This window comes from Shewanella sairae (assembly GCF_023283535.1).
Taxonomy (GTDB): Bacteria; Pseudomonadota; Gammaproteobacteria; order Enterobacterales; family Shewanellaceae; genus Shewanella; species Shewanella sairae.
Genome location: NZ_JAKILT010000071.1, coordinates 1 through 20,992 on the forward strand (window position 1 = coordinate 1; position 20,992 = coordinate 20,992).

Sequence of the window (20,992 nt, forward strand, 5' to 3'; positions counted from 1 at the left end):
AAGCACCTAATGAAGACTCCGAATACATTAGCGCAAACCAACCTCGTTATCGAAAATATCATTTGCAATAACGAGGCGGACCATACATTTTGTTGTCATAGCAATCAAGGCTGATTAACGAATCGTGTAATCGCCCCACGCCAGCCATTTATAGGTAGTTAACGCTTCTAACCCCATAGGGCCGCGCGCATGCAGCTTTTGGGTACTAACAGCCACTTCAGCGCCTAAGCCAAACTCGCCACCATCGGTAAAGCGCGTACTCGCATTAACATACACAGCTGCTGAGTCGATTGCATTAAGGAAGTCACTGGCAGTGTGAATATTGTCAGTTAAAATAGACTCAGAATGACCACTTGAGAAAGTACGAATATGCGCAACCGCACCATCTAAATCGGCAACCACTTTAATGCCCAATGTCAGTGACAGCCACTCAGTCGCAAATGTATCTTCATTGGCAGGGTTAACTTCGATGCCAGCGCTAGTGAGTAGACCCTGAGTTTGTTCACAGCCATAAAACTGCACGCCTAAACCACTTAAGTGCTTAGCAAGAGCCGGAATAAACTCTGCAGCCTGGCTTTGGTGGATTAGCACGGTATCCAATGCATTACACACTGTTGGGCGTTGCACTTTGGCGTTTTCAATAACCGCAATGGCTTTTTCTAGGTTCGCCTCAGCATCAACATAGATATGACAAATACCGATACCACCCAAAATTACTGGAATAGTGGCTTGCTCAGCACATAGACGCTGCAGATTCTGGCCACCGCGTGGCACAATCATATCCACGTACTTATCTAACTTTAATAAACCAGATACTAAACTTCTGTCAGGGTTATCAATCAGCTGTACGCAATCTTCAGGTAAGCCCTGCTCAACCATCGCTGAGCGGATAACTTTACATAATGCCTTATTAGACGTTAACGTCTCTTTACCGCCACGCAAGATCACCGCATTACCGGTTTTAAGCGCCAGTACGGCAATATCAACGGTGACATTTGGACGCGCTTCGTAAATAACCCCAATAACACCAAGTGGTACACGGCGACGTGATAAACGTAAGCCGTTATCTAGCAAGCGACTATCGATTTCACTGCCAACAGGATCGGTAAGCCCAATCACATTGTCGATATCGCCAATCACGCCCATAAGTCTGCTTTCATCAAGCAGCAAGCGGTCAATCATGGCATCGGATAGGCCATTTTCTTTTGCATTAGCAACGTCTTGCTGATTTGCGCTAACGATTTCAGATTTTGCATCTGTTAATTTTGCCGCAATACAGCGTAATAATGCTGACTTTTGCTGACCTGATAAATTAGCTAAGGCATAACTTGCTTGCTTAGCGTTTTGGCCTAAAGCCGTTAAGTATTCGTTGTTGTTCATAACACCACCATGTCGTTACGATGAATAATTGCATCACCGTAGTCATAGCCAAGCATATCTTCGATATTGTTTGAGTGCTTGCCTACCATTTTATCTACATCTACTGAGCCATATCGGCTCATGCCTTTGCCGTGTACCTTGCCTTTACCGTCAGTAAACTCAATAGTATCACCGCGTTGAAATAGTCCTTTAACTTCGACAATTCCCTTTGACAATAAACTACGACCTTTCTTAGTCACTTCCGCTATGGCGCCAGTATCTAATATTACTTGCCCTTGCACTTTAGGACCTGCAAGGATCCACTGTTTACGGCATTCAAGTGGATGCTCAAGCGCAGTGAAGTGGGTCCCCACTGGGTTTGAGCACACAGCTTTTTGAATCACATCTTTATGTTTGCCAGAAGCAATAACCACTTCAACTCCTGCGCGCCGTGCAATATCAGCCGCTTCAAGTTTTGTCGCCATTCCGCCCGTACCGAGTCCAGACACTGCACCACCAGCAAGTTTACGCAGGCTGTCATCGATATTTTCGACTTCAGTAATTAACTTGGCATTGGGGTCGGTTCGCGGATCTGCGTCAAACAAACCTGTTTGGTCAGTCAGTAAAATCAACAGGTCGGCATCACACAATAAGGCTGCTCGGGCAGATAAATTATCGTTGTCACCAACTTTAATTTCTTCCGTTGCTACCGCATCGTTTTCATTAACGACGGGAATAATACCTCTTTTTAGCAAAGCATTGAGATAATCTCGCGCATTTAGATAACGCTCACGGTCGTATAAATCAGCTTGGGTTAATAACAGCTGACCAACGTGTAACCCATAAATACTGAATAGTTGCGACCAAGCAAGAATAAGCTGGCTCTGCCCTACTGCAGCAAGCATCTGCTTACTGGCAATGGTATCTGGCAATTCCGGGTAGCCTAAATGCTCTTTGCCTGCGGCTATCGCCCCCGAAGTACATAGGACGACCTCAATTCCGGCTTCTATTAAGCCAGCCATTTGCCTCGTTAACTCCACCATATGCGCTTTATCTAGCTTTAAACTGCCTGATGTCAGTACACTGGTCCCTAATTTAACCACTACTCTGCGGTAGCCGCTTTCACTTAAATTCATTTTCCCCACTAATAAAATTACATTTCGTTAACGTTATACCCAATCTAGCCGCAAATTGATAGCAAGTTACAAAAAATGCATAAAAATTCACGGTCGAATTTGAGCCAAGCTAATGTCATTTACAGTGAAAAATAAGCTTATTGATGAAAAATAAGTAAATAGTGGCAATACACCAATTAAAATGAGTTAAAAACGAAAACAGGTCACTTTGATTGCTTTAGTCAATTTTATGCAAAATAAAGCATACAGTTTACTGTATTCAATCTTGGTGTTAACACCGGTATAGAGCAACTTAGTCTTGAGCAAGACTAAGTTGCTGCATTACATCACTTCGGCTCAGTGACATATATCAAGCTGGCTGTTTGCTCAGCCGTTTATTTTGCAAATACAACGGCTAAACTTTGCTAGGCTTGATTAACTCAAAGCTTGGGTTAAAGCACGACCATATCGTTACGGTGCACAACCGCATCGCCATAGTCATAGCCCAAAACCTCTTCAATATTGTCTGAGTGCTTTCCTGCAATTTTATCGACATCAATCGAGCCATAACGGCTCATGCCTTTGGCGTAGACTTTGCCTTTAGCATCGACAAGCTCGATAGTATCACCACGCAAGAACTGGCCTTTTATCTCAATAATGCCTTTCGATAATAGGCTACGGCCTTTTTCAGTTACCGCTGTTATAGCGCCAACATCAAGCACCACTTGTCCGCGCGCTTTTGGTCCCGCCAAAATCCACTGTTTACGACTTTCAAGCGGGTGCTCTAAAGCCGTAAAATGAGTACCGACAGGTTGCTTACAAACTACATGTTGAATCACATCTTTGTGATGACCTGAAGCAATAACCACTTCAATACCTGCGCGGCGAGCAATATCAGCCGCTTCTAACTTAGTCGCCATACCGCCCGTTCCCAGGCCAGAAACCGCACCGCCCGCAAGCATGCGCAGGCTGTCGTCGATTTTCTCAACTTCAGTGATAAGTTTTGCATCAGGGTGTTTACGCGGGTCGGCATCAAACAGACCTTTTTGGTCGGTCAATAAAATCAACAAATCGGCATCGCACAATAGTGCTGCACGCGCAGATAGGTTGTCGTTGTCGCCTACTTTGATTTCTGCTGTCGCAACCGCATCATTTTCGTTAATAATAGGAATAATCCCGTTATTTAGCAGTGCATTTAATGAGTCACGGGCGTTTAAGTAGCGCTCACGGTCATGCAGATCAGCGCGAGTCAGTAAAAGCTGACCAACATGCAGCCCATAAATGCTAAATAACTGCGACCAAGCAAGAATTAATTGGCTTTGGCCTACAGCCGCAAGCAGCTGCTTGCTCGCAATCGTATCGGGTAATTTGGGGTAGCCTAAATGCTCTTTTCCTGCCGCAATTGCGCCAGAGGTACACAAGACAACTTCCACACCTGCTTTCATTAAGCAGGCCATCTGTCTTGCTAATTCAACCATGTGCGCTTTATCTAGCTTTAAGCTGCCAGATGTCAGTACACTCGTTCCCAATTTTACCACTACGCGGCGGTAGCCAATCTCACTTAAGTTCATTATCTGCTAACAAAATTATATCGAATAAATCCTTATACCCAATCTAAGGTTCAAATGGTAGTAAGCACCAACAAAGAAACTGAAAAAAATGGCAGATTTAGAGAGTTCCAATATTATTTAGGCAATCGTTAGCAGAACATTGAAGTTTAACGCGATATTTTTTAACACTCATAATAGAAAAGCCACACTGAGTGTGGCTTTTTAGCATTAATCGATTCAACGCTGATTAGCGCTAAACAGCAAATCAATCGGCCGTAAAATTGCTCTTTAGATGAACACAATTAGGGCACCTTGTCATCGCAGTCAATCCCGATGAAAATCCCCTATTAACCATAGATAAATTTAGCAATAAACAGCGCCGCTAAAACCACCACTCCGGCACTTAAATCTTTATAGCGTCCGCTCATCAGTTTTATCAGTGCATAAGAGATAAAGCCCATGGCGATGCCGGTAGCAATAGAGAAGGTTAATGGCATTAATATACACACTACCACCACAGGCGCAGCTTCGGTGATATCTTCCCACTCAACATGCACTAAGCCAGACATCATCAAAATTGCCACATAAAACAAGGTACCGGCAGTCGCATAAGCAGGCACCATCCCCGCGAGTGGCGAGATAAATAGCGCGCCTAAAAACAGTAAGCCAACGACAACAGCGGTTAAACCAGTACGGCCACCAGCACTGACACCCGCAGTACTTTCAACATAACTGGTTGTCGTCGATGTACCGAGCATGGCACCGGCAATGGTTGCGGTACTATCGGCGGTTAAGGCACGGTTTAAACGAGGTAAACGGCCCTTATCATCTAAGAAGCCACCACGCTGCGCGACCGCAACCAAAGTGCCTGAGGTATCAAACAAATCAACAAATAGAAATGCAAAAACCACAGAGAGCATGCTGATTTCAAGCACACCTGACAGATCCATTTTCATAAACGTCGGCATAATCGAAGGCGGCGCAGACACCAGACCTTGGTATTGCACATCACCAAATAACACGCCCAGTAATGTAATCGCGAGTATACTAATCACCACCGCAGATTTCATGCCGTGGTGCACCATAGCAATAATCAAGAAAAAGCCTAACGCCGCCATTACCGCAGGGAATGCCGTAATATCGCCCATGGTCACTAAGGTTGCCGGACTCGCCACCACAATACCCGCACTTTTAAGGCCGAGTAATGCCAAAAACAAACCAATACCCGCAGCAATACCAATTCGCAGAGACATGGGAATGCTATTAACAATCCACTCACGTATGCGTACCAAAGACAAAACTAAAAAGCAGATCCCAGACAGGAACACCGCACCTAGCGCCGTTTCCCATGAGTAACCCATCTCACCGACTACGGTATAAGTAAAGAAGGCGTTTAAGCCCATACCCGGTGCCAGCGCAATAGGGTAATTAGCCACTAAGCCCATGACTAAACAGCCTATTGCTGCAGCTAAACAGGTAGCGACAAAAACCGCGCCATGATCCATGCCTGCATCAGCAAGCATCATAGGGTTTACAAAAATGATATAAGCCATGGTAAGAAAGGTCGTTAACCCCGCAACCACTTCTTGCTTTAGCGTTGTTTGATTTTGTTTTAATTTGAATAATTTTTCTAACATGGAACTAAGTCCCTTGGATTTTATTATATTGATTTGTAGGGTGTATTCATTGCTAACCTAAGCAAGACTTTTCGAATTAGCAAACAATCATTATTTAGCGCTCAATTAGTCTAGGTTAACAAGGTACCAATGTAGATGTGTACAAAAGTTGTTCACAATATTCATTCCGCATCGATTATACGGAGGGTTCACGCCTGAGACCAGTAATTTCAAACACATGTTTGTTTTTGAGTTTACCAACTCTGGAGGATGCTTAGTTTAGCTTAAGCCAGATTTAGTCAGCTGCTGTGGGGTGATTGTTTTGTTGTTAATAACAATGGCGACTGTCGAGTTTTCGACGAGAAAGTTAGACTACGTCTAACAACTAAAATTGCGGCACTTCGCCAGTACCCGAGAGGCTATACAACATAGCCATAATGTTATTTTTAGGTTTAGAGTGACATCCAACAACATTGGTTCCAATTGCTTGCAGCAAGCTTATGTGCAGACACTTCTGAGACACGCTGCAAGTCCATCCATGGAAGCTCGGCCATGACGTCCATGTCATGGACGGTCACAGCCGTATCTACACCTAGTTAGAAAAGCCCAATTTTTAATATTTAGAGTTACGGCTAAAGCTCTAGCTTGTTTTTGGACAATTATTAGCTAGTTCAAAAGCTCTAATGATTGAGTTACTATAAAGTAGTCAACACAAGTCAATAGAATTAAAACTTAACCGGAGTGAATGTTTAAGCATTCTAAGCAGCAATTAACTTATACAAACTATTAAGTTAATGGTTCCAATCCTTGCAGCGCACTCGGCCCGTTTGATAGTAGTTCGAAACCAGATCAATAAAGTCTTTAAAATCAGCGTTCTCTTCGACGATTCGATTTACCTATTGCCAATCAATTTCTGGACGCTTTTTAGCAGGCAGCTGTAACTCACTTTCTAATGGATTACTTACAGAAAGCAGAATCCCCCCAATACCATGCAAAGTACTCAGCATACGAAGCTCTTGTTCCAGGGCGGAATTCCACTTTAGCGTTACATTAGCTAAATAATAATTCTGAGCGAAATGTGGGACTCCAACCTGCACGACGACGTTTGCCCGCTAAACTGTCTTTTTTACCCTGATGTTGTCTGAGCAGATTTAGCGCTGGTCGGCTAAATAGAGCAAGATACTTAGCACCATCCGGATCCCTTACCTTCAGTGCATACTCGCGAAATACAACATCTAACACCCAGTGCAACTGGTTCTCTACTCCACAGTGGTCACGAATAGCATTGGCTGATTAACTTTCAATTGGATAATAAATTCGCCCTTACGCTGCCTGATTTTTCTCATGGTGGAAACCTGACAATTCAGAGCATCCAGTGCAAAAATGGCATTATCTAAGGCCATGTTGTCAATCATGTTTCGAGCAATTTCAGCTTCTTTCCCTTTAGAGTTAGAACTATCTTGGTAAAGCGCAATGCCATTACCAACATCAAATGCACTGACAACATGAAGTGCATTCTTCGCGTCCTCATTCCATGCGCCGCTCATCGTTTTGCCATCAAGGGCTATAATAGTTTTACCGTCAGATTGTCGTTTATCATTGACCCAATCAAATATGGCTTTTAGCAACAAATCGCTATCTAGTCCTTTGATTATATTAGCAATGCAATGTCTGCGAGGAATACCATTTTAGAATTTTCGGTACAGACGAAGCCAATCGAGTTGCTCCTCCCCAAACTCCTGGATGGACTTCCATCCCGTTGCACCGCTGAGAATTGCACAAAGTGTCAAGAACACCACATCCACTAAATTATGCTTTAGATTAATGTTTTTACGTGGGTCGGCAATCTGTTCAAGTTGTTTCAAAAGCGTCATGTTTAGTAGTAAGTAATGGGTTGCGATGTTCAGATCGTAATGATGTGTAAAAGTTCAACTTAAAGTGAGATCCCGCTCTGCTTGTTCAACACGGCTATCAACAAAGTCGTTTGTTGAAATAAGCCCCTTTTGATTACTAGAGAAAAACTAACGACCGGAGTAATACATACAGACTCGGGTACCATCGAACTCTCGGATTTCAAATGGGATCTCGTAGATCGATTCCATCACTGTTTTTTTCACGACATCTGGGACCTTACCCGATTCCACAACTTGGCCTTTTTTCATCGCCACGATATTGTCTGAGTAGCAAGAAGCAAAGTTGATGTCGTGAATCACAATAACTATCGCTTTATTGAACTCGTGCGCTAAGCGACGAAGCGTCTGCATGATCTCAACTGAGTGCTTTATATCTAGGTTATTAAGCGGCTCATCCAAGAAAATATAGTCAGTATCTTGCGCGACCACCATGGCAATAAAAGCCATTTGACGCTGACCACCACTAAGCTCATCAAGGTATTTATATTGAATATCAGTAATATCTAAGTGATCTAATGCTGTATCAACAATCTTGTTGTCCTCGTCTTTCAAGTGACCTTGCGAATGCGGAAAACGGCCAAAACAAACCAATTCACGAATCGTAAATCGCATGTTGATGTTGTTCGATTGTCTTAGTACCGCTAGGTGTTTCGCTAGCTCTTTTGTATCCCACTCAGCAAGCAGCTTATCGCCAATAAGCACTTCACCGGCATCACTCCTTGTTAGGCGACTGGCCATTGAAAGCAGTGTACTTTTACCCGCACCATTTGGGCCAATAATAGACGTAACTCTCCCTTTTGGGAACATAGCGCTCGCATCGTCAACAACCAGTGATTTGCCATACTTCTTACTTAAACCTTTTAATTTAATCACAATTTACTACCTTCTACTGAATTCTGGAGCGTAACAACAAGAGCATAAAATTAAAACCGCAGACCCAATTAATAATCACACATATCAGTGTTAAAAAATAGGGTGGACCGCCGTGCCTAAGCGCTTCTTTAAGGACTTTGATACAAAAGCTAATATCCATGGCGTTAGCAGTTATGCCAATCGATAATGGTAAAAAGGCAGACCGCTTCATTAGCTCGAATATAAAACAAGAGAAAATTCTCCTTGTTTTGTTGCAAATTTATATGTTTGCAGTATCATAAGTGATGATAACAATAATGATAATGATTTGCGTTACACTTATTGTTATCAGCTTCACTTTATCTAGACTCGTGAGGCCCTATTTTACCCTAATTACTTTACATCTGTAGTAGCTCTAAAATTTTTGAGAGTTTAGTTGTGACCTTGTTTTCCATTAAAAAAAATATAGTTACCATTTTTTAGAATTCGAAATTTTCTTGTTGATGATTCTATTTTATGAGTACTTCATCCTATTTGAATTTTCCCTAAATTTAGATGCACCTCAATATTCCTACTATTTTGGAGAGCATTCTAAATGACTTTTCGTATGATTCTGGCGTTCTTTACTTTGTGCGCTATATCTCTTTTTTTTGGTGCGAACCAGATCGAGTGGTCATTATTGCCCACGCTTAATGAGAAAGCTTGGTTGCCTATTATAGCCAGCAGGCTACCAAGGCTAGTTGCTCTGATTCTTACGGGGTCCGGCTTGGCGATGTGTGGCGTTATTCTCCAACACATCGTTAGAAATCGTTTTGTTGAACCTGGAACTACAGGCAGCCTTGATGCGGCCAAACTCGGTATTTTGGTTTCAATCGTGATGCTGCCATCATCAGACAAATTGGAGCGTATGCTCTTTGCTGTCCTGTTTTGCTTTGCCGCTGGCTTGGTCTACATCGCAATAATACGTAAGGTTAAGTTCAGCAATACTGCGTTGGTTCCAGTGATTGGCTTGATGTTTGGTAGTGTACTCAGTGCACTTGCTGAATTTTATGCCTATCAAAACAATATTTTACAAAGTATGTCTGGCTGGTTGATGGGGGACTTCTCCAAAGTGGTCCAAGAGCATTATGAAATCATTTTTTTGATTTTGCCTATAACCTTGTTGACCTACCTCTATGCTCATAGATTTACAGTGATGGGGATGGGGGAAGATATAGCCTCCAATTTGGGCATCAGTTACGCCATGACCGCCGCATTAGGGTTGATACTCGTTTCAATCACGGTTGCCGTCACAGTAGTGACGGTGGGCGCCATTCATTTTGTTGGCTTAGTTATCCCTAACTTAGTGGCGCTAAAATACGGCGACCACCTACAAAACACTTTACCTATTGTTGCATTGGGCGGTGCCTCGCTACTGATTTTTTGCGATGTCATTAGTCGGGTTGTGCTTTTTCCGTTCGAGGTGCCAGTAGGTTTGACCGCAAGTGCCGTAGGTGGAGTTATGTTTCTTGCCTTTTTGCTTAAGGGAGCAAAAGCATGACATCACTCAACTTAAACTTACGAGTGAGTGTTGTACTCGTGATCCTGTTATCTATCGCTTTTATTTTCATTAATTCAGGGTTCGACCTTGAGTACATCATCCCCAGAAGAATCATTAAACTCAGTGCGATCATAATCGGGGGCAGTTGTGTGGCTATCTCTGCTGTCATTTTTCAAGCCTTGGCCAGAAATCGCATATTGACGCCATCTATTATGGGGTACGAGTCCATTTATCTTGTATGGCAAGCTCTGCTCTTATTATTTGTTGGCACCTCTGGCAGTGCAGTTTTGGGTGTGGTCGGTAATTTTGTCGTATCAGCGGTACTCACTTTGTTGTACTCATTCTTTATTCAATTCTGGGTGCTCAAGCGATTTCAGCATGATATGCATCAAGTGTTATTGATTGGATTTGTGCTGACCATGGTACTGACAACGGTTGCTCAATTTATCCAGATTAGAATCAGTCCTGGAGAGTTCTCTATCTTACAGGGGTTAAGTTACACCTCATTTGAAAGTGCGAAACCATCTACATTGTTATTTGCTGGTACTGTGTTGAGCATTCTCGGCCTCTTTGCTAATAAATGGGCGAATGAGCTAGATGTGATAGGGCTAGGGCGAGATCAAGCAATGTCATTAGGACTTAACGATACGCACTATATTCCGAAATACTTTGCTGTCATCGCAATTCTTGTGGCCATCTCTACTAGTTTAATTGGACCAACGGCGTTCATGGGGGTTTTCATTGCCAACATTGCTTATTCCATCACAGGTTCTCCGCGTTACAGACACACCTTACCGATGGCTTGCATCATCGCGATTGTGATGTTTCTAATGGCTCAATTGATGGTTGAACACTTTTTTAATTATAAAACAACCGTCTCTATTTTGGTCAACGTCCTTTGTGGCGGGTACTTTCTTGTCCTCACTATGCGAGCAAGAAGCCAGCTATAGAGTCTGCTTATCGCCTGTTTATTGGCAACTTACTGCAACATAAGGATCCTCACCCCATGTTTAAAAGCCCCCTAAATCTTGCTGTCGCACTTGCTTGCGGCTCCCTTGTAGCTCTAACGGGCTGCGAGCCGACTGCCGCTCAATCTCAAGTCGTTCAGCCATTAGAAACCCCTATCGTGATTGAACACAACTTAGGTCAAACCGTTATTTCAAACCGTCCTCAAAGAGTAGCAGCACTCGATATGAATGAAGTGGATTTCTTAGACCAGTTGAATGTACCGATTGCAGGTATGGTAAAAGACTTTATCCCTGATTTTTTGGCGAAATACAAAAATACCCCAGACATTGTCGATCTTGGCGCGATAGTTCAACCTAATATGGAAAAAATCTATGAACTAAGACCCGACCTGATATTGATGACTCCACTGCATGCCAATCAATATGAAGAACTCTCTAAGCTCGCACCTACGATACATTTTGATATCGATTTCCGTAATAGTCATGGACATCACGTCGATATAATTAAACAACACGTTATTGATCTCGGTGAGATCTTTGATAAGCAAGAACTTGCTCAAAAGAAAGTCGCTGAAATTGATGCCAAGGTCGATAAGGTGCGAGCTATCACGGCTGAACGCCCAGAAAAGGCCTTAGTTGTAATGCATAACAATGGTGCTTTTAGCTCATTTGGCATTGAGTCTCGCTATGGTTTTGTCTTTGATGTACTGGGAGTTAAACCTGCGAGTACTGAAGTTGCCGCGAATTTACATGGTCAGCCGATTTCCAGCGAATTTATTAATCAAGCCAACCCTGACATTCTTTATATCATTGATCGGACAGCTGTCATGGAAGGTAAACTGATTATTGATGCGGAACATTTGGCAAATCCTCTTCTTCGACAAACCAAAGCATGGAAAAACGGTAAAGTAATCTTTGTTGATGCTGATGCTTGGTACATCGCTTCAGCCAGTATCACATCACTAAAAATTATGATTGATGACATTATCAAAGGTTATCAAAACTAGATTTAAAAATAATAAGCTAGACCAACTTAGTCCAACAAAAACCGTCACTGCTTTCCAGTGCGGATGTGGGCTGCCCTAAAAAGGAATAATCAATGAATCATCACTATCATCATATAGCGACTTTATCTAATAAATACTCAATCAGTGCCAAGCCAACCCCAAGTCGTATCGCTCTTTTAGTCGCATTTCAAATAAGCGCTTCGGCATTGCCCATAAGTATCGCTTATGCTGGAGATGAAATCGATGAGTCAATCACTGTTCACGGCCAAGCTATTGAAGCAACCAATATGGGGATGCTCGGTGATAAAGTCTTCCTAGACACTCCTTTTAATACCATTGAATACACAGAAAAAGACATTCAAGACCAGCATGCACAAGATATATCCGATGTCATTTCCGCGTCTGATCCTTCTGTTTTTACCAGCGGTGAAACCGGGTTAAATAAAGAAAGTTTTAAGATACGAGGGTTCAGTTCAGATATTAGCGATGTAATGTTCAATGGTTTATATGGTATCGCTCCTTACTATCGAACTTCTCCAGAGATGTACCAACGCATTGATGTACTAAAAGGTCCGGCTTCCTTACTTAATGGTATGCCACCGAACGGTTCCGTTGGTGGTTCGATCAATTTAGTTACGAAACGAGCTCAAGCGACACCTATCACCTCCTTTACTGGCACATATATGTCAGATGCACAATTTGGCGGTCATGTTGACATTGGTCGACGTTTTGGTGCCAATGAACAATTTGGGATTCGCTTTAATGGGGTATTCAGAGATGGAGATGCTTCAGTTGATGAACAAAGTCGTAAAGCACAACTCGCATCGTTGAGCCTTGACTGGCGTAATGATATAGCCTTAATAGAAGCCGATTTATATTTCAGCACCGAACGAATCGATGGTGCAAATCGAGGCTTAAGCATAGCTTCTGGAGTTGACGTGCCGACACCACCTTCATCAGATACGTTGCTCACCCCCAGCTGGGCATACAACGACAGTGAAGACAAAGGCATGATGATCCGTGCTGAACTGGATATAACTGATTCCATACAAGTTTACAGTGCGTTAGGGGCTAGTCGTACCGATTTTTATTCAAATGTACCCCAAAATGTCAAAATTACAGATCATGCTGGTGATCTTGAGGTTTCTCTTGGTTCTGTGAAACTAGACAGCAAACGTACTTCAGGTGAGGCCGGAATTCGAAGTAATTTTGACACCGGACCTGTCGAGCATTATTTAGTACTGAATAGTACCTACTTTAGAGAAGATAAAAACGATAATCCCGCAGGAAATAATGCGGCTGAATCATGGACGGCTAATATATATAATCCAGCATGGGGTCCTGAAGATTCTAGCTATGACAACTATTATAAATTACCTGTCGATTCCACACAGATCAGTTATGGTATCGCTGATACCTTATCTTTAGCTGATGGCAAATACCAACTCACATTGGGTTTACGTCACCAAAGTATTGATTATGAATCAGGTATAAGCTGGAATGGGAATGCTTTTCCTACCACCAAGTTCAAGGAAAGCACCTATACCCCAGCGATTGCCGTGTTGTACAAAGTTTCTGGTTCAGCTTCTCTTTACGGTAACTACACAGAAGGTTTAACAAACGGCAAAACGGCAGGCTCTGGAGCCGCTAACGCAGGTGAAGCGTTTGAACCACAAAAAACCAAACAAATAGAAGCTGGCCTAAAGCTTGATATGAACGACTTTGCTCATACTTTTAGCCTGTTTGAGATTAAAAAGCCCAACGGATATCAAGACCCAGATACAAATATTTACTCTTTTGATGGCGAGCAACGTAATCGAGGCATTGAATGGGGATTCTACGGTAAGGTATTAGAGGACTACACGCTTACTGGTGGTATCTCTTATACCGACGCAGAGATAACTAAAGCTACAGATGTCACAACTGAGGGGAAAAAAGCGATTAAGTTACCCGACCTTCAAGCTAAGTTGGCATTGGAATGGAACCTACCGACAGTGCGTGAACTTACACTTATTGGTCAAGTAAATTACATGTCAGAGCAATATATTGATGTACAAAACACTCAATCACTGTCTTCACAGACTATTTTTGATCTAGGTGCTCGCTATAACTCAACCATTGCCAATCAAAGTGTCATTTGGCGTCTTGCGGTCAACAACGTAACCGATGAAGCATATTGGACTACCACCCATTACGCTAACCTTGCATTGGGTGCCCCTCGTACGGTGATGCTATCTGCTACAGCCGATTTTTAATCTCGATCAACTTTGCCCTTGACCTTTCTGGTTAAGGGCACTTTCGAACGGCTACTCTTGAATTCAACCTAACTTTAGCGATTAAAGTCAATGGTAAGGGAGCTTCCGTATATCGACAGTACTTATATTCCTCAATAACTTTGTATTCATAACAATAGTTTAATTCTATCAACCTCATTTCAATAGGCTTTATATGAAACATGGAGAGAGCTCAACAAGCTTACCAAAACTCACTCTATCCCAACTTTGTGGATTAACTAGGGTGAGAAAATGATAAATAAGCTCTGCCAATATTACGTTACACCGGCCTTAATGCTGGCCTTAAGGCCCTCATTAGCGAAACTTACTTTAGGGACTCTAAGCGAAATTTTTGCTGCAATGGCAAAAATTGGAGCATTGCTATGTTTAATACAATTAATCGATGATCTATCTAACCAATGGGTTTACGGAGCCATCGGGCTTTGGATCTTTAGCGCATTGCTCTCATCTTTGTCCTCTTGGTTAGTACACAATGCTGAATCTCTATTTTCAGCAAGATTACGTCGTCAGGTGGCACAACACTTAACGCGCCTTCCAAGTAAGACTCTCTCTCGGTATGGTGATAATCAACTTCGCCGCTTGGTTTCAGAAGACATCAATACTTTACATCATATGGTTGCTCATCTGCCTTCAGAGTTTGTAACTTTCGCTATCGTTCCGGTAATGTCCATTACCATTATGCTAAATATGGCTGGTCCTATAGCGCTCTTAACCTTACTCCCAGGCCTTATTGCATCATTATACTACCTAGTTTTTCTGCCTAGATTCGCAGCTAAATATGGTGCAGAACGTATGAACATCATGGGAGAAATAGTCACCGCAGTAAATGACTACACCAGAGGCATTAGAGTTAACCGGGTTTATGGAACTCAATCAGGTGCGCTCGCGAGTTATCACGGGGCAACTCAACGCTTCACTAGTGGCATCATAAAATGGGTAGGGAGTGTGGCACTTCCAGCTTCCATCGCTATAGCTTTACTTCAAGCAGTTTCTACTTTTGCTATAACTTATTCAATTGCTTACCGACTAAGTCCATCAGCAATGGCTTCTGTATTTTTTTTCGGCCTGGCTGTCGTTTCACCAGTATTAAAGCTTGGTCACGGATTAGACTATGTCACTGCAGGTAAGAATGCAGCTAAGAACATTGGTAAGCTTTTGAAACAAACACCTATAAGTTGTGGAAACGTCAATATAGGTTCTAAAACACTTCCTTTACAGGCTTCAAAAATCTCGGTAATTAATGACACCACAACCATTATCGATAGCTTCACCCACCGCTTTCCAACAGGTTCATGCACTGCCATTATGGGGCCAAGCGGCATTGGAAAAAGTACGTTGCTGCGTATTTTAGCCGGTCAAGAAGTACCTTATTCAGGAACCACCATGCTTGGCAGTTATGAACTGTCCACACTTACCGAAATGTCACGTCACATGGCGATACGTTATGTTCCTCAAGATATAGCGGTACTTAAAACGACAGTGAGACAGAACTTACAACTAACGGCACCAAATGCCTGCGATAGCGAATTCTTTGACGCCTTAGCTCTAGCCGAAGTAGATATTAACCTCGATTATGATGCCAGCCTTCTTTCTGGTGGCCAGCAGCAACGGGGCGCTCTAGCTAGTATATTTCTCAATCAAGCCAGCATTTTCTTGTTAGATGAACCAACGAGTGCACTTGATAAAAAAACAGCCTTATCCATCATGCAAAACCTAACTGAATTCGCGCAGAAAGAAAATAAAACCATAGTCATGGTAACCCATGATGCAGAGCTAGCCCAACGGGCCGACTTTATATTGACACTACAAAAAAATGCTCAATTACAGGATGAAGAAGTATGACTTATCAAAATACCCCACCTTCCAAATCAAACATTCCCGCGAGAGCAAAATATCGTTTATACCGAGTGGGAGCTGGATGGGTGTTGGTTGCAGCACTCGAAGCCTTAACCTACACAGTTCTTGCACTATCATTGGTAAAACAAGCCCCGCCACTAGGTGTCATATCAGCAGCAATTGTCGCTATTTTGGTGACGGTTATAGTAACTCGAGCGGGTTTTTTGTCTGGTGCGCAATTAGCCGGAGATTTGTACTCGGCAGTCGGTCAATCTCTTAGTAAAGCAAAACTTTCTTGGTTTAACGATCAGCATCGAACGCAACTAACTCAACTTGCCGAACGAGGCATTCCTGGCTTTATGTCAATCCCTGCTCACCAATTACAAACATTTTTGCACACGCCATTAGTACCCTTATTCTTGATCGCTGGCATCGGAATCGTTGGGGGAGCAGGTATTGCACTAATCAGTGCAGTCTCATTGATAAGCGCATTGCTGCTGCAATTCAAAGCACAGAATCGCCTCAGTAACTCTGACAGCGAAAGATACAACGCTGATGTTCAAGCCACAAAATCAACGCTCGAGCTCATAGAACACATTGATTTGCTTCGCTCAACGGCAGGACCTGAACGGGCGATAGAAAGGATTGACCAAAGTTGGTGTACACAAGAAAAAGTACATTCGAGAATCAACCTAACTGCATCCATGGCCACTTTAATCTCTGCACTTGCAACGGTCTTCCCTTTGGCCTGCGTCACTATCTATCTAGTTGTAGAAGGGGTTACCCAACCACTATTGATTTTGGGGCTGCTGATATTAATTACCAGAGCGGCTGCACCACTAGGAGAATTAGCCTTAGCCGGTTTCGCCATCAACGACGTAAAGTCCTCAATAAGAGATTACAACCAGCTAACCAATGTACCAACTCTACCTGAACCCAAACCGGAAAATGCTATTAGTCCTAATAACTACAATTTCGAACTAAATCATGTTGGCTATTTGGACCTTTTCAAGGGCGCCAATGTAGAAATAGTACAAGGTGAAAAAGTTTTAATCAATGGCGTAAGTGGTAGCGGAAAGAGCACGTTATTAGGATTATTCTTAAGGTTTGATGACCCTAACCAAGGTCATATTTCGCTTGGTGGCATAAACCTCCAGAATATTTCATATGACATATTAATCCAGCACATCGCCTATGTCGCTCAGGATCCAATAATATTTACTGGAACATTAGCCGAAAATATTCGTTTGGGTAACCCAGAGGCAAGTAATTCTGAAGTAGAACTCTTTGCTAGGCAAGCTCAACTGAGTGAACTTATTGACTTATCAGGCGATGGAATAAACCAAAGTGTAGGCCAGAAAGGATCAGGGCTTTCTGGAGGGGAAAGACAAAGAGTCGCAATTGCTCGTGCTCTAATAAAAAAAGCACCTATCCTAATTTTAGATGAAGCCACCTCTGCACTTGATGAAGTAACTGAACTGAACATAGCACAACAAATTCAAGCATTAGGTTCAACGGTTATTGTGGTAACACACACAGACAAGAAAGTTTGGCATCCAACGCTAGAACTCACGATTGATAAACAAAGAGTCAATGTTCTTCGTCACCATGCGCTTGAATCAAGGTAGACGATATTACTTGTTTTACTGCGAGTGTTGCAGCTGGAAAGGCTCGTTGCAAGAACTGAAGATGTCTCTATCCTACCGCCTCGAGAGGGCTTTGTTAGCGCACTCATTAAATCATCAATTTTGATTTGAGCGTGTCTTCCTTTAACCTTGCCATCTATCTTCGTATCCAACTCAATATTCATGCCTAAAAAATACAATGAATCCAGGTGTCATAATTTCAAAAAGCACACCTCTCGACAAACCAATTATGCCGAATAGAAACAAAGTTGGCGTGATCGGGAGGTATTGATATTTGGTTATCTGACGACATCATGGTCATGATGAAGTCTTTATAGATAGAAGGGTCTACCGTGCCTCGGAAGGTATCACAGGCCGCCCATACAGTTTTATTGACTTGTTCTTTTTTATTCATGTTTTACCTTCCATTGCCCCATGTAGGGTACTGATTGAAAGGTAGTTACACAAAATTATTTACAGGCTCCGACTGCGCAATGCGTTTAAACGAGGCAAAGCAGGGATCAAAATCATGAGGGTCCTTGTTAAAGACCGAAGGGGTAACAAAGTCTTGAAAGCGCTTGCGAAAAACTGGGTTATCTTCAAGTTCTTTTAGCCCGATCTGTAGCTCTTGTTTAGGGTAATCAACAAACTCAGTGTGTTGATTACCAAAGCGATCGATATCTTCCTTCAATACCCTTGTTAAACAACGCTATCATTGCTGTGAGGTCGAAGTTTTCTAATTGTGCTTCGGTCTTTAAAATGCAGTAAACATCATAGATATGGCGTACAAGCGTGGCATCGTCCTTACGTTGCGCATCACGCTTTACTGCCATGGTACGGCGCAACATTGAAATCACTTTCTCCACCAAGGTCGCTTGAATAGAGACGCAATCAAACGCTTTTACTTCTTGTGGCTGTCGATACAGTTCCGCTACCAATGATTGGATCGGCCGTGGTTCTAGATCCAGCAGGGGGATCGTCTCTATTAACTCAAGTTTAATGATGGGACGAAGACATGGCGCTTGGCTAAACTGCTGCGGATATCTGAGTTCAAACTCCACATAGCGATATTCATCACGAACGAGACGCGACTCAACTGTAAGTCGCTCTGTTTGAGTGATTGCCTTTTCGATCTCGTGAATGCATGTCTTGCGGGCGTTTTTCTTTTGGCCACGACTCAGCTCACCAAATTCTTGATGGGGAAGGGGCTTTATATCCACATCTTCTGGCATTCTCAGGATTTTAACGTTTGACTTGGCTAGCGCAGTCCCCCCAGAAAAAACCATTTGATGATGTACGACCATATTAAAGTTTGATAAAAAATTATGGTTGTCATGGACGGTAACAACTCAATAGTTTGATAATTTGTCTGAGAGCGTATGTCGTTTTCTTATAATAAAGTTTGATCATTTTCAAACACACTTTTGGACAGAAATTAGTTAGAGAAAGCTGTCTAAAGCTAGGTCATGGAATAAGAAAAAATATGGCAATCAAATAAAGTTTACTCTGACCCCACATATCTAATTTCTTGTTAGCTACTCTTTTCAATTACCCACTGTTTTACAGGGACCACCCATTCATGGATAGGTCTATAAAAAGCGCCATGTTCTTCGCCTGTTGTAATAGAAATTTCATCAAACGAAGTTAATTGTGGGCTTCTATTTTTGAGCTTTTCACATGTAACAGCGCCATCAGTAGTTTCGTAAATGGACAAAAAAGCGCCATTCATTTTAATATCGGAATACTTATTTGAAACGATTCGCCCACAACCAGCTAATAGAACAGTGTTAACTGGAGTTTTTTCTAGATAATGAGAAGTTAAACTAGTAATAAATGCTCCGCGAGAGAATCCCATAATAGTTATGTGGTTGGCTTCTACACCTTTTTTTAGTAATTTCCTAACATCATTAGCAAGTGATTTTGCATGAACAAAAGGATCTGTTCCTTTGGGTCGATGATAAGCAATCAAGTTGTATTGACTGTCAGCAAGTGATTTCTTTATTGCTGGGAACTCATAAACTCCCCACCTTTCATTCTTTGGGGTTGGATTTGTACCTTCAACGATGAAACCATGCGAATAAAATACATACTTTTCATTAGCTTTAATTTGTTCAGGGAATTTATCGTAAATATCTCCTGCAAAAGATAATGAGGAAAACAATATACATATTAATATTGAAAATTTGATACGAACTCTCCTGAGTAGCTAACGCCGGCCTCAACTGCGTAGCAAGCTGGCAGTTTTTGTGCGGGTTTTATGCACAAAAGATGACAGTTTGCGGAGTCAGATTGCAGGCGCTTGTTATGCACTTAATTTCACCGCTATATCTATCTCTAATGGGAGTGAATAGCTTTTTGTATATAGACCAGCCCTGAATGACGCACGTGGTTTAATAACTATCTTTCCATCTTTTATAGCGATGCTTCCAACAAGTGGAAATATATCATCAGGTGCTTTGAGTTCAATAAATCTATCTCTGAACGACTCACCAGACTTGAGGTTTGTATATTTCACTATTCCATAAGAACCTTCGTTATTTGGACGAAGTTTATATGTTATGGAAACTGAGTATGATTTTGTTTCTTTTAGTTTTACTGGAAGCTCAACTTCAGAGCCGTATTCCTCTACATTACTTTTGACATTCTCTACAATTTTGAGCTTTTCTTTGTCTCCATGGCATAAATAAGACAATAATTTGAAGGTGCTATTTACTAAGAACTGTTCTAATTCTTGTTCATTAAGACCCTTTAGCGTGTCGAAGCTCACACCAAAATCTATATAGCGCATCCATCCTTCAGGGGCTCTTTCAGAAAACTGAATTTCCTCAAGCGGTAGCCCTGACGTGAAGTTAATATAAAGGTGATCAAAATCACCAAAAGACAAACCTTCAGGCCCAACTATTTGTGAGATGCGCCCTCCCCAATAGTGCAAGTTCTTGGGGAAATCAAAAAAACGAGAACAACTTGAAGGAAAACCTTTTCCTGATGAGTTTGGCTCATCGCTAGCGTAATATCTGATATCTCTGAGTTTCTTTTCCATCTGAATAGTTATCCTAACTATCTATCTGTGTGCATAACAGTATATTAGGCTGAATTCCGAATAAGAACGGTCTTAATAAGAACAGTTTGCCAATACTTTAATCGCTCAAGATTAACAGTAAACCAGAGTGTCAACAATGGGTTATAACATAGAAAGAACAAGTTCCCAGTTTCTTTGCCTGAGTGAAACTGTAGTGGTCAAGTAAAACTGGACACGGACTTGTACGTATTCCAAAATCTTCGTTCAGATTCATTTGGGGTCAAGCCGCCATTATAAC

The 20,992-nt window shown here is 42.2% G+C and carries 16 protein-coding genes and 1 pseudogene; 6 read left to right on the forward strand and 11 right to left on the reverse strand.

Annotated elements, in window-relative coordinates; all coding sequences use genetic code 11:
- Window positions 1-114: 114 nt before the first annotated feature.
- The 6 genes and pseudogenes from L2748_RS20860 to L2748_RS20885 form a co-directional block, all read right to left on the reverse strand.
- Window positions 115-1,380, reverse strand: a complete 1,266-nt coding sequence (locus L2748_RS20860) for a glutamate-5-semialdehyde dehydrogenase (RefSeq protein ID WP_220783350.1) — start codon at window positions 1,378-1,380, stop codon at window positions 115-117.
- Complete coding sequence (gene proB, locus L2748_RS20865; protein ID WP_220783351.1) at window positions 1,377-2,495, reverse strand: glutamate 5-kinase; 1,119 nt, start codon at window positions 2,493-2,495, stop codon at window positions 1,377-1,379. Before proB (L2748_RS20865) ends, L2748_RS20860 begins: the two co-directional genes overlap by 4 nt.
- A 431-nt stretch (window positions 2,496-2,926) precedes the next feature.
- Complete coding sequence (gene proB, locus L2748_RS20870; protein ID WP_220783352.1) at window positions 2,927-4,045, reverse strand: glutamate 5-kinase; 1,119 nt, start codon at window positions 4,043-4,045, stop codon at window positions 2,927-2,929.
- Window positions 4,046-4,371: 326 nt separating this feature from the next.
- Window positions 4,372-5,661, reverse strand: a complete 1,290-nt coding sequence (locus L2748_RS20875) for an NCS2 family permease (protein ID WP_220783353.1) — start codon at window positions 5,659-5,661, stop codon at window positions 4,372-4,374.
- Window positions 5,662-6,690: 1,029 nt separating this feature from the next.
- Window positions 6,691-7,514, reverse strand: a pseudogene (locus L2748_RS20880) (ISAs1 family transposase).
- Between the two features lie 147 nt (window positions 7,515-7,661).
- Entirely contained in the window at window positions 7,662-8,426 is a 765-nt protein-coding gene (locus tag L2748_RS20885) for an iron ABC transporter ATP-binding protein (protein WP_220782974.1), read from the reverse strand.
- A gap of 574 nt (window positions 8,427-9,000) precedes the next feature.
- On the opposite strand from L2748_RS20885, the gene L2748_RS20890 reads away from it, so the two are divergent.
- The 6 genes from L2748_RS20890 to L2748_RS20915 all read left to right on the forward strand — a co-directional run bounded on the left by L2748_RS20890 (window position 9,001) and on the right by L2748_RS20915 (window position 17,678).
- Entirely contained in the window at window positions 9,001-9,945 is a 945-nt protein-coding gene (locus L2748_RS20890) for an ABC transporter permease (RefSeq protein WP_220782975.1), read from the forward strand.
- Window positions 9,942-10,895 (forward strand): iron chelate uptake ABC transporter family permease subunit, encoded by a 954-nt coding sequence (locus tag L2748_RS20895; RefSeq protein ID WP_220782976.1) that lies wholly within the window; start codon window positions 9,942-9,944, stop codon window positions 10,893-10,895. The genes L2748_RS20890 and L2748_RS20895 overlap by 4 nt, the downstream gene beginning before the upstream one ends.
- A 56-nt stretch (window positions 10,896-10,951) precedes the next feature.
- Window positions 10,952-11,920: a siderophore ABC transporter substrate-binding protein gene (locus L2748_RS20900; RefSeq protein WP_220782977.1), complete on the forward strand. Its 969-nt coding sequence runs from the start codon at window positions 10,952-10,954 to the stop codon at window positions 11,918-11,920.
- Window positions 11,921-12,012: 92 nt separating this feature from the next.
- A complete protein-coding gene (locus tag L2748_RS20905) occupies window positions 12,013-14,175 on the forward strand; it encodes a TonB-dependent receptor (protein WP_220782978.1) in 2,163 nt (720 codons plus the stop codon).
- A 270-nt stretch (window positions 14,176-14,445) separates the two neighbouring features.
- Complete coding sequence (locus L2748_RS20910; RefSeq protein ID WP_220782979.1) at window positions 14,446-16,056, forward strand: ATP-binding cassette domain-containing protein; 1,611 nt, start codon at window positions 14,446-14,448, stop codon at window positions 16,054-16,056.
- A complete protein-coding gene (locus L2748_RS20915) occupies window positions 16,053-17,678 on the forward strand; it encodes an ATP-binding cassette domain-containing protein (protein ID WP_220782980.1) in 1,626 nt (541 codons plus the stop codon). The genes L2748_RS20910 and L2748_RS20915 overlap by 4 nt, the downstream gene beginning before the upstream one ends.
- A 217-nt stretch (window positions 17,679-17,895) precedes the next feature.
- Here the strand turns inward: L2748_RS20915 and L2748_RS20920 are convergent, their stop codons facing one another.
- From L2748_RS20920 to L2748_RS20940, 5 genes are all read right to left on the reverse strand, one after another.
- A complete protein-coding gene (locus L2748_RS20920) occupies window positions 17,896-18,090 on the reverse strand; it encodes a type I restriction-modification system subunit M N-terminal domain-containing protein (protein ID WP_220782981.1) in 195 nt (64 codons plus the stop codon).
- Window positions 18,091-18,135: 45 nt separating this feature from the next.
- Window positions 18,136-18,366 (reverse strand): hypothetical protein, encoded by a 231-nt coding sequence (locus L2748_RS20925; RefSeq protein ID WP_246616258.1) that lies wholly within the window; start codon window positions 18,364-18,366, stop codon window positions 18,136-18,138.
- The gene (locus tag L2748_RS20930) at window positions 18,338-18,979 is read right to left on the reverse strand and encodes a nucleotidyl transferase AbiEii/AbiGii toxin family protein (RefSeq protein ID WP_308444250.1); all 642 of its coding nucleotides are present in this window, start codon (window positions 18,977-18,979) and stop codon (window positions 18,338-18,340) included. The genes L2748_RS20925 and L2748_RS20930 overlap by 29 nt, the downstream gene beginning before the upstream one ends.
- Before the next feature lie 227 nt (window positions 18,980-19,206).
- Entirely contained in the window at window positions 19,207-19,836 is a 630-nt protein-coding gene (locus L2748_RS20935) for an alpha/beta hydrolase family protein (RefSeq protein ID WP_246616259.1), read from the reverse strand.
- Between the two features lie 141 nt (window positions 19,837-19,977).
- Window positions 19,978-20,715: a hypothetical protein gene (locus L2748_RS20940; protein WP_220782982.1), complete on the reverse strand. Its 738-nt coding sequence runs from the start codon at window positions 20,713-20,715 to the stop codon at window positions 19,978-19,980.
- Between the last annotated feature and the right edge of the window lie 277 nt (window positions 20,716-20,992).